Annotated in this window: 18 protein-coding genes; 10 read left to right on the forward strand and 8 right to left on the reverse strand. The window is 63.9% G+C overall.

The features are described from left to right. The 3 genes from FHR70_RS21940 to FHR70_RS21950 form a co-directional block, all read right to left on the reverse strand. Positions 1-711, reverse strand: a 711-nt coding sequence (locus tag FHR70_RS21940) for an MCP four helix bundle domain-containing protein (protein ID WP_183454252.1), incomplete at its 3' end; no start/stop codon positions are given. Between the two features lie 277 nt (positions 712-988). After that, on the reverse strand, positions 989-1,162 hold the full coding sequence (locus FHR70_RS21945; RefSeq protein ID WP_183454254.1) for a DUF3606 domain-containing protein: 174 nt from the start codon (positions 1,160-1,162) through the stop codon (positions 989-991). Positions 1,163-1,278: 116 nt separating this feature from the next. Continuing rightward, a complete protein-coding gene (locus FHR70_RS21950; protein ID WP_183454256.1) occupies positions 1,279-3,078 on the reverse strand; it encodes an ABC transporter transmembrane domain-containing protein in 1,800 nt (599 codons plus the stop codon). 257 nt (positions 3,079-3,335) lie between these two features. Here FHR70_RS21950 and rpmE point away from each other — a divergent pair, with 257 nt between their 5' ends. Beyond that, a complete protein-coding gene (gene rpmE, locus FHR70_RS21955) occupies positions 3,336-3,575 on the forward strand; it encodes a 50S ribosomal protein L31 (protein WP_183454258.1) in 240 nt (79 codons plus the stop codon). 83 nt (positions 3,576-3,658) lie between these two features. Here rpmE and rcdA read toward each other — a convergent pair whose 3' ends face one another. Together rcdA and FHR70_RS21965 are read right to left on the reverse strand one after the other, a co-directional pair. Next, entirely contained in the window at positions 3,659-4,189 is a 531-nt protein-coding gene (gene rcdA, locus FHR70_RS21960; RefSeq protein ID WP_343058865.1) for a protease adaptor protein RcdA, read from the reverse strand. Positions 4,190-4,551: 362 nt separating this feature from the next. Next, entirely contained in the window at positions 4,552-4,758 is a 207-nt protein-coding gene (locus FHR70_RS21965) for a DUF1192 domain-containing protein (protein ID WP_183454262.1), read from the reverse strand. 100 nt (positions 4,759-4,858) lie between these two features. Here FHR70_RS21965 and FHR70_RS21970 point away from each other — a divergent pair, with 100 nt between their 5' ends. Both FHR70_RS21970 and FHR70_RS21975 read left to right on the forward strand, forming a co-directional pair. Next, positions 4,859-5,857, forward strand: coding sequence for an NAD(P)H-quinone oxidoreductase (locus FHR70_RS21970; RefSeq protein WP_183454264.1), 999 nt, complete (start codon positions 4,859-4,861; stop codon positions 5,855-5,857). A 202-nt stretch (positions 5,858-6,059) separates the two neighbouring features. Then, a complete protein-coding gene (locus FHR70_RS21975; RefSeq protein WP_183454265.1) occupies positions 6,060-6,776 on the forward strand; it encodes a DUF1013 domain-containing protein in 717 nt (238 codons plus the stop codon). Positions 6,777-6,850: 74 nt separating this feature from the next. Here FHR70_RS21975 and FHR70_RS21980 read toward each other — a convergent pair whose 3' ends face one another. Beyond that, complete coding sequence (locus tag FHR70_RS21980) at positions 6,851-8,764, reverse strand: propionyl-CoA synthetase (protein ID WP_183454267.1); 1,914 nt, start codon at positions 8,762-8,764, stop codon at positions 6,851-6,853. 114 nt (positions 8,765-8,878) lie between these two features. Here FHR70_RS21980 and FHR70_RS21985 point away from each other — a divergent pair, with 114 nt between their 5' ends. Continuing rightward, positions 8,879-9,637 (forward strand): TSUP family transporter, encoded by a 759-nt coding sequence (locus tag FHR70_RS21985; protein ID WP_183454269.1) that lies wholly within the window; start codon positions 8,879-8,881, stop codon positions 9,635-9,637. Between the two features lie 74 nt (positions 9,638-9,711). On the opposite strand, the gene FHR70_RS21990 is transcribed toward FHR70_RS21985, so the two are convergent. Then, on the reverse strand, positions 9,712-9,894 hold the full coding sequence (locus FHR70_RS21990; protein WP_183454271.1) for a YdcH family protein: 183 nt from the start codon (positions 9,892-9,894) through the stop codon (positions 9,712-9,714). Positions 9,895-10,083: 189 nt separating this feature from the next. Between FHR70_RS21990 and FHR70_RS21995 the strand changes: the two genes are divergently transcribed. The 6 genes from FHR70_RS21995 to FHR70_RS22020 all read left to right on the forward strand — a co-directional run bounded on the left by FHR70_RS21995 (position 10,084) and on the right by FHR70_RS22020 (position 14,041). Further along, entirely contained in the window at positions 10,084-10,284 is a 201-nt protein-coding gene (locus FHR70_RS21995) for a YdcH family protein (protein WP_036361827.1), read from the forward strand. Between the two features lie 95 nt (positions 10,285-10,379). Then, positions 10,380-10,871 carry a 5-(carboxyamino)imidazole ribonucleotide mutase gene (purE, locus tag FHR70_RS22000; RefSeq protein ID WP_183454273.1) on the forward strand — a complete coding sequence of 164 codons (492 nt, stop codon included), beginning with the start codon at positions 10,380-10,382 and terminating at the stop codon, positions 10,869-10,871. Continuing rightward, the gene (locus FHR70_RS22005) at positions 10,861-11,958 is read left to right on the forward strand and encodes a 5-(carboxyamino)imidazole ribonucleotide synthase (RefSeq protein WP_246408434.1); all 1,098 of its coding nucleotides are present in this window, start codon (positions 10,861-10,863) and stop codon (positions 11,956-11,958) included. Before purE ends, FHR70_RS22005 begins: the two co-directional genes overlap by 11 nt. A gap of 169 nt (positions 11,959-12,127) precedes the next feature. After that, entirely contained in the window at positions 12,128-12,358 is a 231-nt protein-coding gene (gene rpsU, locus FHR70_RS24435) for a 30S ribosomal protein S21 (protein WP_009763401.1), read from the forward strand. Between the two features lie 225 nt (positions 12,359-12,583). After that, a complete protein-coding gene (locus FHR70_RS22015; RefSeq protein WP_183454275.1) occupies positions 12,584-13,447 on the forward strand; it encodes a tetratricopeptide repeat protein in 864 nt (287 codons plus the stop codon). A gap of 21 nt (positions 13,448-13,468) precedes the next feature. Then, positions 13,469-14,041, forward strand: coding sequence for a nucleotidyltransferase family protein (locus FHR70_RS22020; RefSeq protein ID WP_210277746.1), 573 nt, complete (start codon positions 13,469-13,471; stop codon positions 14,039-14,041). On the opposite strand, the gene FHR70_RS22025 is transcribed toward FHR70_RS22020, so the two are convergent. Continuing rightward, a complete protein-coding gene (locus FHR70_RS22025) occupies positions 14,028-14,432 on the reverse strand; it encodes a hypothetical protein (RefSeq protein ID WP_183454277.1) in 405 nt (134 codons plus the stop codon). The two genes, FHR70_RS22020 and FHR70_RS22025, sit on opposite strands and share 14 nt — an antisense overlap. Between the last annotated feature and the right edge of the window lie 22 nt (positions 14,433-14,454).

Consider the following 14,454-nt stretch of genomic DNA (forward strand, 5'->3'; position numbering starts at 1 on the left):
CACGTCCAAGTCACCCGCAGCCAAGCGCCCCATCGCCGAGGTCATCGCACCCAGAGGACGTGTGATGCCGTAAAGCGTGATCACAGCGATGAGGCCGAGAGCCACAATGATGCCGAGAGCAGCAGAGGAGATCAGCATCCAGGAGGTGCTGGAGGCAAGCTCATCCGCATCGTCAGCGGCCTGAGCCAGAGATTTCTTGGCCCCCTCGATGCTCTCCGTGAGGAGCCCTCGGATCTTGATACGGGCGTCCCGGCCTTCGCCATTGGAAATCTTGAGAGCGCCTGCGTCATCGTTCACACGAGCTCGCTCGATGCTCTTGTCCATGAAACCGAAGTAATTCGCAACCTGCGTCTTCACCTCGGTATAGTTGGCTTTCCGCTCAGCCGTGTCGGCGAGTGCCAGAAGCTCATCCGCATGCTGGAGTGCCGAATCCTTGTACTTATCGAACTGCTTTAGAGCCGAATTCATCAGGTCGCCCGGCTCGTAAAGAATGATGTTTTTCTCCTGGATCGAAGCTTCATTGACCTCGGCATTGATCTGGAGCGTCAGCACTTGACGTGCGACCTCCTGCTCAACCAGTTCCTGCGTGTCCTGTGCCATGTGGTTCAGGCCGAGATCCGCAAGAAAGATGAGACCCGCTGTAATCGCCATGAAAATGGTGACCGGGATGGCCAGCTTCGTGAGAAGCTTCAAATTATTGAGAAAACGCATCGTCTTTCGTTAGCCTGCCCGCATCGCCGCGGAGGGCGCGCACCCCCCTGGTACGCAATATTCAGGCAAGAAGACCATTGAACAGATAAGTGAATGAGGGATTAATCAAGCATCATAAATGGTACTGAATAAATTCTTTACGTATTCATACGTATGACAATGTTTATATCTGAACTTTCCATGCCCAAAATTTATTAAAGACAATACTGACTTCTTGGACCTGAGACGCACCTTCCCTTCAGGCATTGCTTTCTTCAGCCTGAGAGAGTGCCCACCCTTAGAGCTTCCCTAAAGCCTGTGCCACGTCCTGGACCTGATCGCCCACACGCCGGATCGCCTCGACGACCTGCCGGCGCGGGACGTTCCAGCGATCGGACCAATATTGGAGATCCCATGGCTCATGGATGTTGATGCGGGGCGAATCCTGCGGATGCCGCTTGCTGACGACCATGCCGTCCTCCGGGCTGATCTCAAGACCTGATCCTGTACGCGGCAACTCTTCAATCAGATGGGAGCAGGCGGCTCGATGTCAGCCACCTCGGGCAGGAAATCTTTTCACCGGGCCCGCTACTCCGCGGCTTCGCTGTGCTCCCGCTCGTTCGTGAACTGGAGCCGCGCGAGCCGCGCATAGAGGCCGCTCTGGGCGAGCAGCGCCTCGTGGGTCCCCTCCTCGACGATCCGGCCCTGATCCATGACAAGGATCCGGTCGGCGGAGCGCACGGTAGCTAGGCGGTGGGCGATGACGAGGGTGGTGCGGCCCTCCATGAGCCGGTCGAGGGCGCCTTGGACCTTGCGCTCGCTCTCCGCATCCAGCGCCGAGGTCGCCTCGTCGAGGAGCAGGATCGGCGCGTCCTTCAGGATGGCACGGGCGATGGCGAGGCGCTGACGCTGGCCGCCGGAGAGCGTGACGCCGCGCTCGCCGATCTGGGTCTGATAGCCCTGCGGCAGGGCCCGGATGAAGCCGTCGGCAGAGGCGAGCTCAGCGGCGCGGCGCACGTCATCCTCCGTGGCTTCGGGCTTCCCGTAGCGGATGTTGTCGAGAACACTCGCGGCGAAGATCGTCGGCTCCTGCGGCACGAGGGCCATGCGGGCCCGCAGAGCAGATGGATCGGCCTCGGCGATCGGCACTCCGTCGACCCAGATCGTACCGCCCTGCGGATCGTAGAAGCGCAGGAGCAGTTGCAGGATCGTGCTCTTGCCGGCGCCCGAAGGTCCGACGATGGCAACCCTTTCACCGGAGCTCACGGTCAGGCTCAGGCCATGAAGCGCCCTCTGCTCGGCGCGAGTCGGATAGGCGAAATGCACATCCTTGAACGCCACCGTGCCCAGAGGCGGGTTCGGCAGGAGCTTCGGGTTGCGCGGCGCCTCGATGGCGGGCTTAGCGGCCAGGATTTCGCCCAGTCGCTCCGCCGCGCCGGCCGCCTGGGCGAGTTCGCCGTAGACCTCCGAGAGCTGGCCGAGCGAGCTTGCGGCGAAGACCGCATAGAGGACGAACTGCGACAGCCTGCCGCCCGTCATGGTCCCGGCCAGCACGTCCTGGGCGCCGTACCAGAGCACGGCCACGACGCTCGCCGAGACCAGGAAGAGGCCGGCCCCCGTGAGGAAGGCCCGCATGGTGGTGGAGAGCCGCGCCGCGCCGAACGCCTCCTCGGCGGCGGCGGCGAAATGGGCCGCGGTGGCGCGTTCCATGCCGAAGGCCTGCATGGTGCGCACGGCCCCGACGGCTTCGGCCGCATAGGCCGAGGCATCGGCCAGGCGATCCTGCGCGGCCCGCGACCGCCGACGCACGGCGCGGCCCGAAAACACCAGGGGAAGGACGATGATCGGAATGGCGAGCAGCACCAGGGCCGAGAGCTTCGGGCTCGTGATGATCATGAGCACCGTCGCGCCCAGGAACAGGAACAGGTTGCGCAGCGCGATCGAGATGCTGACCCCGAAGGCCGCCTTGACCTGGGTGGTGTCGGCGGTGAGCCGCGAGACGATCTCGCCGCTCTTGGTCTGGTCGAAGAAGGCCGGATCGAGAGAGGTCAGGTGCCGGAACACGGCGGAGCGCAGGTCCGCCACCACCCGCTCGCCGAGGGTGATGACACAGTAATAGCGAAGCGCGCTGGCCAGGGCGAGCACGCCGACCACGCCGATCAGGAGAACGAAATAGGCATTGATGTAGTCGCGGCCCTGTTCCGAGAAGCCGAAATCGATCACCCGGCGCACCGCGATCGGAACGATGAGGGTCGCGGCGGAGGCCAGGACGAGGGCCGCGAGCGCCGCGGCGATCCTGCCCTTGTAAGCGAGGCCGTAGGGAACGAGCGGCTTCAGAGCGCTGAGTGCGGCCTTGGAGCGGGATTGGGCAGGGGGCAATTCGGCCATGTCAGCCTTCGTTGACGAAAACCACGGATCGGAGCTGCTTCCATTGGCATGAAACCAGCCCTTTTCTCTTGAGCTGTCTCAATTTTCGGCAGCGAACCAAGCCCACCCTGCCGAAAAGTGCTCTGGGACGGTTTAGCACCTTTGCCCCGGCTTGTTTCAACCCCTTAAGTGAGGTATAGGCGCGCATTCATCAATTCAGGCTCGATCTCACATTGCGGGCTGACCAGACTTGGCTGGCCGCGAGAAGGACTATGGCAATGGCGCGCAAAGAAACCGATCACCCCGACTACCACTTCATCAAGGTGGTCCTGACCAACGGCACCGAATACACCACCCGCTCGACCTACGGCAAAGAGGGTGACACCCTCAACCTCGACATCGATCCGAGCACCCACCCGGCTTGGACGGGCGGTTCGCAGCAGCTGCTCGACCGCGGTGGTCGTGTGTCGCGCTTCAACTCGCGTTTCGCGGGCCTCGGTCTTGCCGCCAAGAAGTAACCGGGCGCCTCGCGCCGGTTGGTTCAACCCTAAATGCAGAAAGCCCCGCTTCGGCGGGGCTTTTCGTTGTCAGCGGATTACTCTCACTCCGTCGGCCCAAACGCCTTTTCCAACATGCCGAGCTGGGCCGCGATCGGATTGGCCGCTGCCGGGCGGGGAGCAGATCCCGCCTCGGCGATCAGGCGCTCCAGATGGAGGATCCGGGCGTGGAGGCGGGTCGCAAGCCCCATGAGCTCCCGAAGGCGCTCCGGGAGGGCCTCGTACTCATCGACACTGGTTGTGGTCTCCGACGAGTTCAGCCGGACCCTGTTCTTCTCGGTCTGAGCCTGATCCGGTGAGATCTCCCCTTCGGCCACCGCCCGCTGCAGCAGGAGCCAGGAGGCGACCTGCATCAGGCGGGTGGTGAGCCGCATGCTCTCGCTGGCATAGACGAGGCTTATCTGGCGCTCCAGATGGCGGGACTCCTCCCGGCCCGGGCCATCGAGATAGGCGGCTGTGTCCTCGATCAGCTCCATGCCTTCCTGGAACAGGGCCCTGAAGGCATCCGACCCCACGAAGCTCTGTCCGAACCGGACAGGATCGACACCAAGCTGGATCACGTCGGGCTCGTTCACGCGGCTCTCCCAAAGACCTGTTCCCCGCCGGGGCGGAGGGCTGAAACTCATGAAGGGATTATAGAGCGGCCCGGGAGAACTTGCCTCGGTAACCTCTTCTTAAGGTTAAGCCGGCGCATCGGGCGAACCGGGCTCCGGTTCTTCGCGACAAAGATGCGCGAACGAAAACATGCGTCGGATGGATTCCGAAAGGGCAAATCCGCTTTTACGCCGATGCACGAAAAAATTGAGCCGCCCGTGGCGGCTCTGAAGTCTAACAGGGAAGCGTCAAACAGAGTGGGCCTCTTAAGCCACTCGGCATCCAGGGAGAGACCTGGATGCCTCATTCATGCTCGAAAATGGTTAATGCACCGTTAAGCCCTCTAGGCTTGACCAAGCTTGAAGAAGGCGCTCGCGGCAGCCATAGAGCTTTCCTTTTTGGCCCTTGCCTCCTTGAGGCGGGCGACCTCCCGCTCGAGCATCTCGACACGCTCGTCGAGTTCGTCGATGGAGAGCATCGACAGGTCCTGGCCGATTTCATGTCCGCTGACGATGCGCCGCGGTTCATCGGTGAAAGGATCGAGGGCCATGGCATTCTCCTCTTCAAGGTTGATCGTGACGTTAATCCTGCCTGCATTCCTTGCCAACGGGGCCTATATCCCGGGAGAGTGTTGACCAAAGGAGGGAAAAATGGGGCAGATTCCAGACATGATGCGCGCCGTCGTTGCGGAAGGCAGCGGTGGGCCCGAGGTCCTCAAGATCGTGCAGCGCCCCGTCCCTCAGCCTGGAGACGGTGAAATCCTGGTGCGTGTGAAGGCAGCGGGGGTGAACCGCCCCGACGTCATCCAGCGCCAGGGCGGCTATCCACCGCCGCCCGGAGCGCCGGATATCCTCGGGCTCGAAATCGCCGGTGACGTGGTAGCGGCCGGCCCCCATGCGGCGCGCTTCTCCATCGGGGAGCCTGTCATGGCCCTGGTGCCGGGCGGGGGGTATGCGGAATACGCGGTCGTGCACGAGCATAACGCCCTGCCGGTTCCTCCGGGCCTCTCCATCGAGGAGGCCGGGGCGATCCCGGAAACCTATTTCACCGTCTGGACCAACGTGTTCGACCGGGGCCGCCTGCAGGCCGGCGAGACCTTCCTGGTCCATGGCGGCACCTCGGGCATCGGCACGACGGCGATCCAGCTCGCCAAGGCCTTCGGCGCCACGGTCATCGCCACGGCCGGCTCCTTAGACAAATGCGACGCCTGCCTGCGGCTTGGCGCCGATGTGGCGATCAACTACCGGAGCCAGGACTTCGTCTCGGCCGTGAAGGAGGCCACCGGCGGCCGCGGTGCTGACCTGATCCTGGACATGGTCGGAGGCAATTACATCCCGCGCAACTACGAGGCAGCCGCCCAGGACGGACGGATCGTGCAGATCGCCTTTCTCCAGAGCCCCAAGGTCGAGGTCGACTTCCGCCGCCTCATGGTCAAGCGACTGACCCACACGGGTTCGACCCTGCGCCCCCGCTCGCCCGCAGAGAAGGCGGTGATCGCCCGTGCCCTCGAGGACAAGGTCTGGCCGCTCCTCGCCCAGGGGCGTTGCCGGCCGGTGATGGATTCAACCTTCGCCTTTGAGGATGTCGCCAAGGCCCATGCCCGAATGGACGGGGGCGAGCACATCGGAAAGATCGTGCTGACGCTCTGAGGCATCGGACCGAGAACTTTGAGACCAACTTCCGGGTCCGATGCTCAAATATTTGCAACATGGCGGCACGATCCCTATAATCATCCCGTTTCCCTCACATCGTGAGACGAGATGCTCCGGGTCCACACCGGTTCGGAGCGCAAGAGAGTTTTGCCGTGCGGCGCCGAACATCCGGCGCCCGGCCTGAAGGAGGTTCGCTTACATGTCCCAGGGACCGCTGATGCCGAAGGCGACAGCCGTTTGGCTCGTCGAGAATACATCGCTGTCGTTCGACCAGATCGCCGATTTCTGCAAGCTCCACCCGCTCGAGGTGAAGGGCATCGCCGACGGCGAAGTGGCTGCGGGCATCAAGGGCCTCGACCCGGTGACCACGGGCCAGCTGACCCGCGAGGAGATCGAGAAGGCGCAGGGCGACCCGAACCATCGCCTGCGGCTTGCCGAATCCCGCGTGAAGCTGCCCGAGCAGAAGAAGATCAAGAAGGGCCCGCGCTACACCCCGGTGTCGCGCCGCCACGACCGTCCCAACGCCATCCTCTGGCTGGTGCGCAACCATCCTGAGCTCAAGGATGCGCAGATCATGCGGCTGGTGGGCACCACCAAGACCACGATCCAGCAGGTCCGCGAGCGCACCCACTGGAACTCGGCGAGCCTTTCCCCCATGGACCCGGTGACCCTGGGCCTGTGCTCGCAGATCGACCTGGACTTCGAGGTGCAGCGCGCCGCCAAGGACCGTCCGCAGGTGGAAGCCCAGGATCATGGCGGCACCCTGATGCCGGCGGAAGTCTCCACGGCTCCCGAGCGGGTCGATCCCTTTGCCGACATGAGCCGCCCGAAGCCGGCCCAGGAGGAAGAGATCGACGTCAACTCTGTCTTCGCCAAGCTCAAGACGCTCAAGCGCGACGACGAAGACGAAGAGTAAGGTTTACGAAAAAGGCCCGGAGCGATCCGGGCCTTTTTTTCGTTTCTGCCAAGCGGTCATCCCGGACGCCGGTCCTACCCCGCCAGCCCCCTCGCCTTGAGCACGTCGCCGATCTCCTCGAGGATGATCGGATCGTCGATGGTGGCGGGCGTGGTCCAGGGATCGCCGTCGGCGATCTTCTTCATGGTGCCGCGCAGGATCTTGCCGGAGCGTGTCTTGGGCAGCCGCGGCACGGTGATGGCGATCTTGAAGGCCGCCACGGGCCCGATCTTCTCGCGCACGAGACCGATGAGATCCTTCTCGATCTCCTCAGGGGTCTTCTGCACGCCGGATTTCAGCACCACGAAGCCGCAGGGGACCTCGCCCTTGAGAGCGTCCTTCACACCGATGACGGCGCATTCGGCAACCGCCGGATGGGAGGCCAGGACCTCCTCCATGCCGCCGGTCGAGAGGCGGTGGCCCGCCACATTGATGATGTCGTCCGTGCGGCCCATGACCCAGACATAGCCGTCCTCGTCGATATAGCCGGCATCCGAGGTGTTGTAGTAGCCGGGATAGACGGAGAGATAGGCGTCCCTGAACCGCTCCTCCGCCTGCCAGAGGGTGGGCAGGGCGCCGGGCGGCAGCGGCAGCTTGATGACGATGGCCCCCATGGTGCTGGGCGGGACCTGCTTGCCGCCTTCGTCGAGCACCTGCACCGTGTAGCCCGGCAGCGGCACCGTGGGCGAACCGTGCTTGACCGGCAGCGCCCCGAGCCCCAGCGGGTTGCCGACCACCGGCCAGCCGGTCTCCGTCTGCCACCAATGATCGATGACCGGAACCTTCAGGATGTCCTCGGCCCATTTCACCGTATCGGGATCGGCCCGTTCGCCGGCGAGGAACAGGGCGCGGAAGGCCGCAAGGTCGTATTGCTTCAGGAGATCCGCGTTCGGGTCCTCCTTCTTGATCGCCCGGAAGGCGGTCGGCGCCGTGAACAGGGTCACGACCCCGTGGTCGGCGATCACCCGCCAATAGGCCCCGGCATCGGGCGTGCCCACGGGCTTGCCCTCGTAGAGGATCGCCGTGCAGCCCTGGAGCAGCGGAGCGTAGACGATGTAGGAATGGCCGACGACCCAGCCCACGTCGGAGGCGGCCCAGAACACCTCGCCCGGCTCGACGCCGAAGAAGTTCCCCATGGACCATTTGAGTGCCACCATGTAGCCGCCGTTGTCGCGCACGACCCCCTTCGGCTTGCCGGTCGTGCCCGAGGTGTAAAGCACGTAAAGCGGATCGGTGGAGGCCACCGGCACGCATTCGGCCTGCTTTCCGGCCTGGCGGGCGCCTGCGACCGTCTTCTGCCAGTCCAGGTCACGGCCCTTGATGAGGGACGCCTCGCATTGTGGCCGCTGGTAGACGAGGCAGGCATCTGGCTTCGAGGTCGAGAGCGTGATCGCCTCGTCCAGGAGCGGCTTGTAGGGGATCGTGCGGGCGCCCTCGATGCCGCAGGAGGCGGAGAGGATCGCCTTCGGCTTGGCGTCGTCGATGCGGGTGGCGAGCTCCTTCGCGGCAAAGCCGCCGAACACCACCGAGTGAATGGCCCCGATGCGGGCGCAGGCCAGCATGGCAAACGCCGCCTCCGGGATCATCGGCATGTAGATGACGACGCGATCGCCCTTTTGGACGCCCATGTCCTGCAGCACGGCGGCAAGCGTCGCCACCTCATCCCGCAGCTCGGCATAGGAGATGCTGCGCTTGGAGTTCGTGACCGGGCTGTCGTAGATGATCGCCGCCTGGTCGCCGCGGGTGGCCGCATGCCGGTCGACGGCGTTGTAGCAGGTGTTGCAGACCGCCCCGGCAAACCACGTGCCGTAGGCGCCGGCAGCGGCGTCGAAGACCTTGTCGGCGGGCTTGATCCAGTCGATCTCCCGCGCGGCCTCAGCCCAGAATCCTTCCGGATCGGCTTTCCAGCGGGCATAGACCTCATGATAGCGGCTTTGGGTCGATGACATGGCGTTTCCCCGTTGCGTTCACTGCATGAGACTTCAAGCGGCTGCTGTGGTAGCAGGCAGGGGCGTCGTGGTCAGCGGAGACTTTCGGCGATCCGACTTTCGGCGAGTTCCCGTGTGATTACCGATCCTCTCTTCTATGCTGCGGCCATTCCGGCCGTGACGCTCCTCGGCCTCGCCAAAGGCGGCTTCTCGGGGCTCGGGATGCTCTCCCTGCCGCTCATGGCGCTCGTGGTCTCGCCCGTGCAGGCGGCGGCCATCACCCTGCCGATCCTGATCGTGCAGGACGTGGTCTCGGTCTGGGCCTACCGGTACACCTGGGACAAGCGCAACGTCGTGATTCTGGTAGTCGGCGCCACGTCGGGCATTCTCACCGGCTATCTGCTGGCCGCTCAGGTGTCGGATGCGGCGATCAAGCTCGCGGTCGGGCTGATTTCCATCGCCTTCGCCATCCGCCGGCTGGTGCTGGAGCGCGGAGGACGGGAGCCGAAAGCAATTCCGGCCGACCTGCCCCGCGGGATGTTCTGGGGCTGGGTAACGGGGTTCACCAGCATGATCGCCCATGCGGGCGGGCCTCCCTTCCAGATCTATGTGATGCCGCAGCGCCTGCCCCGCGACGTCTTCGTCGGCACGGGCGCGGTCGTGTTCGCGCTGATCAACTGGATCAAGGTGCCGCCCTACCTGGCGCTGGGCCAGATGACGGCGGAGAACATGGCAACGGCCGGAGCCCTTTTTCCCGTGGCGATCGCCTCCACCTGGGCCGGGGTGCTTCTGGTGCGGCGCGTCTCCGGTCAGCTCTTCTATACGGCCGTCTACGTGCTGCTGGTCTTCGTAGGGGCCAAGCTCGTCTATGACGGAGCGGTTGCGCTTCTCTGAAGCGGCCAAGAAAAAGCCGCCGCTCTTTGAGGGAAGCGACGGCTTCTTGGGGTGGGAAATTGAGGATTGGACGGCTAGTGCACCGCCGATTCGGAGCTTCTAAGCCGGGCGATCTCGTCCTTGAGCTGAAGCTTCCTTCGCTTGAGTTCTGCCAATCTCATATCATCTGCCGAGGGTCTGTTGAGGGTGTCCTGGATCTCGCGCTCGAGAGCCCGATGCTTGCGTTCCAGTTCCGACAGGTGATTCTGCAGTGGCATGTCAGTTCCTCCTATTGTGTTGACTGACGCATGCATTGTGGACGCCCGAGTGTGGCGAGTCGAAGGCAAAATTTGCAGAATCGAGAGTAGAAGATGCTCCAGCGACCTTGCTCTCCACAGACCCTGAGAGCATACTTCCGCCCCTCTTGGCCTGTCGCCGAAAGCGGCTTGGCATCTTAGGTAATTTGAATGACCGAATTGGCTGAACTCGAAGCGGAATTGGCCCGCCTCAAGCAGGAACACCGCGATCTCGACATGGCCATCGATGCCCTGGAGAGCATGGTCGCCGGCGACCAGCTGCAGGTCCAGCGCCTGAAGAAGCGCAAGCTCGCCCTCAAGGACCAGATCATCCGCCTCGAAGACCAGCTCACGCCCGACATCATCGCCTGAGAATTCTGGTCCGTAGATCCGTATCTCCCTTGCCTGCCGGGGGAGCCTTCGCTATTCGGGCTGGATCTTGAAGGCCCTGAAGCCGGAGCCACGCCATGGCGGGAACCCCCATTGCCATCATCATGGGCAGCCAGTCCGACTGGGCCACCATGCGCCATGCAGCCGAGACCCTTGAGGCACTGGGCATCGCTTACGACGCCCGCATCGTCTCCGCCCACCGCACCCCGGACCGGCTCTATGCTTTCGCCAAGAAGGCCAAGGCCGATGGCTTTCAGGTGATCATCGCGGGCGCCGGAGGGGCGGCGCACCTTCCGGGCATGACCGCCGCCATGACGCCCCTGCCCGTCTTCGGCGTACCGGTGGAGTCCAAGGCTCTTTCGGGACAGGACAGCCTGCTGTCTATCGTGCAGATGCCGGCCGGCATCCCGGTCGGAACGCTCGCCATCGGCCGGGCCGGCGCCGTCAATGCGGCTCTCCTCGCCGCGGCCGTGCTCGCCCTCCATGATCCGGCACTCGCCGAACGGCTCGACGCATGGCGCGCACGCCAGAGCGACAGCGTCGCCGAGCGCCCTTCCGATGAAAGCTGACACGCGCATGATCCGCCCCGGCTGCACCCTCGGCATTCTCGGCGGCGGCCAGCTCGGCCGCATGATCGCCATGGCGGCGGCGCAGCTGGGACTGAGAACCCATGTCTATGCCCCGGACGACAACAGCCCCGCCTTCGAGGTGGCGGCCGAGTGCACCATCGCGCCCTATGAGGACGAAGCAAATCTGGTGCGCTTCGCCAAGGCCGTGGACGTGGTCACGTACGAATTCGAGAACGTGCCGAGCGAGACCGCCGCGACCTTGAGCGCCCACACTCTGCTGGCCCCCAACGCCCAGGCCCTGGCCGTGTCGCAGGACCGGTTCCTGGAGAAGAGCTTCATCGCGGGGCTGGGCATCGACGTTGCCCCCTTCGCGGCGTTCTCGGACGAGGCCGAGCTCGACGAGGCGCTGGAGCGCATCGGCCGCCCCGCCGTGCTCAAGACCCGGCGCTTCGGCTATGACGGCAAGGGGCAGGTGATGATCCGGCCAGAGACCGATCCTGCCGCCGCCTGGGCGGAGGTCGGCCGCGCCTCCTCCATCGTCGAGGGCCTCGTGCCCTTCGAGCGGGAGGTCTCCGTGGTGGCCGCCCGCACCGCCTCCGGGGCGTTCGCGGCCTACGATCTCTGCGCCAACGAGCACAGCCACCACATCCTCGACACCACGCGGGTTCCGGCGGGCGTCTCGCGGGAGACTGAGGAACAGGCCGTCCGCATCGCCCGCTCGATCGCCGAGGCCCTGGACTATGTGGGCGTGCTGGCGGTCGAGATGTTCCTGGTCACGGAAGGCGGGCGCGAGCGCCTCGTGGTCAACGAGATCGCCCCGCGGGTGCACAATTCGGGCCATTGGACCCTGGGAGGCGCCGTGACGTCGCAGTTCGAGCAGCATGTGCGCGCCGTTTGCGGCTGGCCCTTGGGCGACACTGCCCGCCTCGGGCGGGTCGAGATGAAGAACCTGATCGGGCACGATGCGGATGCCTGGGAAGACATCCTGGCCGAGCCGGGAGCGCATCTGCACCTCTACGGCAAGTCCGAGGCGCGGGCCGGCCGCAAGATGGGGCATGTGACCCGGGTTTATTCGGAGCGCGATTGAACCCTTTTCAGGGCTGCCCGTTGTTTCTCTTGTCCGGCGCTTTTCTTGAGGGGCAACCCTGGACAGGCAAGGCTTCTTCTGATACTGACGCCGGCCAGATAGAGGTGCGCCTGACGCGCCTCCTTTGTTTTTTATCACAATCGAAACGGTCCAAATACGAGGAATTCGCGTGCAGGTTCTTGTCCGGGATAACAACGTCGATCAGGCGCTCCGCGCTCTCAAGAAGAAGATGCAGCGTGAGGGCATCTTCCGCGAGATGAAGCTTCGTGGTCACTACGAGAAGCCGTCTGAGAAGAAGGCCCGCGAGAAGGCTGAGGCCGTTCGCCGCGCCCGCAAGCTGATCCGCAAGCGCATGCAGCGCGAAGGCCTTCTGCCTTCGAAGCCCCGCCCGACCCGCTAAGCTTTTCAGGCCCTTCGGGGCTTGGCCTATCGGTTGTGAACCAGCGCCTTCGCGTCAAGCGGGGCGCTGTTTGCATATCTGAGCCTTGCTTCCTGCGACGCGATGCACCGCTCAAGGGGCGAATTCTCCCCTGACATGCCTTTTTGATGCCTTGTTTCACGGCTGTTAAGGTTTTCCCGCCAGAGTGCCCCCTCCTGGTACTGAGTTAAGAAGCTGGAGACGAACGTGTTCGCCCCATCGATCCGCCGTTTTGCCCCCCTGACCCTGACCCTTGTCGCCCTCGGCCTCTCCGCCTGCGGCACGACGAGCAGCGGCCCTGCCCAGCGCATCGCCGTGGTGGAGGAAGACACCCAGGGTACGAGCACGGTCAACATCTCGTCCCTGTCGGACGTAATTCAGCGCAACCCGAACGATCCGAGCGCCTACAACACCCGTGGCGCGGCCTACGCCCGCGTGGGCAATTACAGCAGCGCGATGACGGATTTCACCAAGGCCGTGCAGCTCGATCCGAACTACGCGCCGGCCTATACCAACCGGGCCCTTGCCCTGCGTCAGACGAACCGCAACGATCAGGCGCTCGCCGACTTCACCCGGGCGATCCAGGCCGATCCGAATTACGGCCCGGCCTATATCGGCCGCGCCAACCTCTATCGGGCCCAGAACCAGTTCCAGGAAGCCCTCAGCGACCTGAACATGGCCACCCGCCTCCTGCCCGAATCGGCCGAGGCGCTGCATTCCCGCGGCCTTCTCTACCAGCGCCAGGGCATGCACCAGCAGGCGATCCTCGACTTCGACGCCACCATTGATCGCAACCCCTTCGTGGGCGCGCCTTATGCTGCCCGCGGCCAGAGCTTCGTGGCGACGAACCAGTACGACAAGGCCATCGAGGACTTCAACGCGGCCCTCAACGTCGATGCCAAGGATGCCAATTCCTGGGCGTGGCGCGGCGTGGCCATGGAGCGCAAGGGCGACAAGAGCCAGGCGCTCGAGAGCTATTCGCGGGCGCTGACCATCGACAACGGTAACACCGTCGCCCGCCAGGGCTCGTCCCGCCTGCAGGGCGGCGTCGCCGGCCTGTTCCGCTCGTAAAGCCGTGGAGGGCGCGGCGGCATGACCCCCGCCCCTCCCCTGCGGACGATCGCCGACATCGAACGGCTTCTCGAAGCGCATGCAGCCTCGCATGCGCTACTTTTGCATGTGGAGAGCATCCGGCTTCCCGACGCCTGGATCGGCGCAGGGTTCATCCGCAACGCCGTCTGGGATATACTGCACGGGCGCACCATCGACGTGGCGCGTCTGGCCGATGTGGACGTGCTCTTCTTCGAGCCCAAGGACACCAGCAAGGAGCGGGAGGCCGAAATCGAGCGCCGACTCCGTATCCTGGCACCGGGTATCCCCTGGTCCGTGAAGAACCAAGCGCGCATGCACCTGCGCAACGGAGATGCGCCCTACCGCAACACATTCGACGCCGTGGCCCATTGGGCCGAAACGGCGACCGCGATTGCGGCCCGCGCGGTGAAAGGCAGGGTTGAGGTGATGACGCCCTACGGGGTCGACGACCTCCTCAACCTGATCGTACGACCGACCCCGGTCTTCGGGCACAAGATCGATGTCTATCGCGAGAGGGTCAGGGCAAAAGATTGGCCCGCTCGCTGGCCGAAGCTGACCATCAATTTTGCTTAGACATTGCCCGTGATATTTGATCGCGGATCTGCGGCGGGCATGGTCCAGCAGGTAACTCTGCAAGGGTGTAGCCCTGCTTAACACCATGCATCATGCCCAATAAGGTCATTAGACGCCGATCATATTTCTTCGAATGGCGAAAGTAGGTCATCATCGGGAGATAGATTTGAGTATCCCATGAAAGATTACATTTTTCTGCCAGCGCAGATAACACTGATGAAATCACTATGCGCCGCGCCTCGGCGATGGAAACAGGAGCTTGATGCGGCTCGATAACTGTATTGATATTCCTCTGAAGGGTCCGGATGTCACTATCAGTTATGTATAAATTTGGATCGTAGGCTCCGGTCTGCGCCCCTGCATTCGTGGCGGCAATAGCGGTAGCAACCACTAGGCCCCACCGCAATTTCACT

This window comes from Microvirga lupini, assembly GCF_014191055.1.
GTDB classification, from domain to species: Bacteria; Pseudomonadota; Alphaproteobacteria; order Rhizobiales; family Beijerinckiaceae; genus Microvirga; species Microvirga lupini_A.

What these genes read in the sequence shown, in the direction of transcription:
- FHR70_RS21950 (WP_183454256.1), bottom strand. Translation starts at nt 3,078, where the DNA reads ATGGCCGAATTGCCCCCTGCCCAATCCCGCTCCAAGGCCGCACTCAGC.
- FHR70_RS21945 (WP_183454254.1), bottom strand. Translation starts at nt 1,162, where the DNA reads ATGGTCGTCAGCAAGCGGCATCCGCAGGATTCGCCCCGCATCAACATC.
- rpmE (WP_183454258.1), top strand. Translation starts at nt 3,336, where the DNA reads ATGGCGCGCAAAGAAACCGATCACCCCGACTACCACTTCATCAAGGTG.
- FHR70_RS22020 (WP_210277746.1), top strand. Translation starts at nt 13,469, where the DNA reads ATGACCCCCGCCCCTCCCCTGCGGACGATCGCCGACATCGAACGGCTT.
- FHR70_RS21965 (WP_183454262.1), bottom strand. Translation starts at nt 4,758, where the DNA reads ATGGCCCTCGATCCTTTCACCGATGAACCGCGGCGCATCGTCAGCGGA.
- FHR70_RS21990 (WP_183454271.1), bottom strand. Translation starts at nt 9,894, where the DNA reads ATGCCACTGCAGAATCACCTGTCGGAACTGGAACGCAAGCATCGGGCT.
- purE (WP_183454273.1), top strand. Translation starts at nt 10,380, where the DNA reads ATGGCGGGAACCCCCATTGCCATCATCATGGGCAGCCAGTCCGACTGG.
- FHR70_RS22005 (WP_246408434.1), top strand. Translation starts at nt 10,861, where the DNA reads ATGAAAGCTGACACGCGCATGATCCGCCCCGGCTGCACCCTCGGCATT.
- FHR70_RS21970 (WP_183454264.1), top strand. Translation starts at nt 4,859, where the DNA reads ATGGGGCAGATTCCAGACATGATGCGCGCCGTCGTTGCGGAAGGCAGC.
- FHR70_RS21975 (WP_183454265.1), top strand. Translation starts at nt 6,060, where the DNA reads ATGTCCCAGGGACCGCTGATGCCGAAGGCGACAGCCGTTTGGCTCGTC.
- FHR70_RS21980 (WP_183454267.1), bottom strand. Translation starts at nt 8,764, where the DNA reads ATGTCATCGACCCAAAGCCGCTATCATGAGGTCTATGCCCGCTGGAAA.
- FHR70_RS21995 (WP_036361827.1), top strand. Translation starts at nt 10,084, where the DNA reads ATGACCGAATTGGCTGAACTCGAAGCGGAATTGGCCCGCCTCAAGCAG.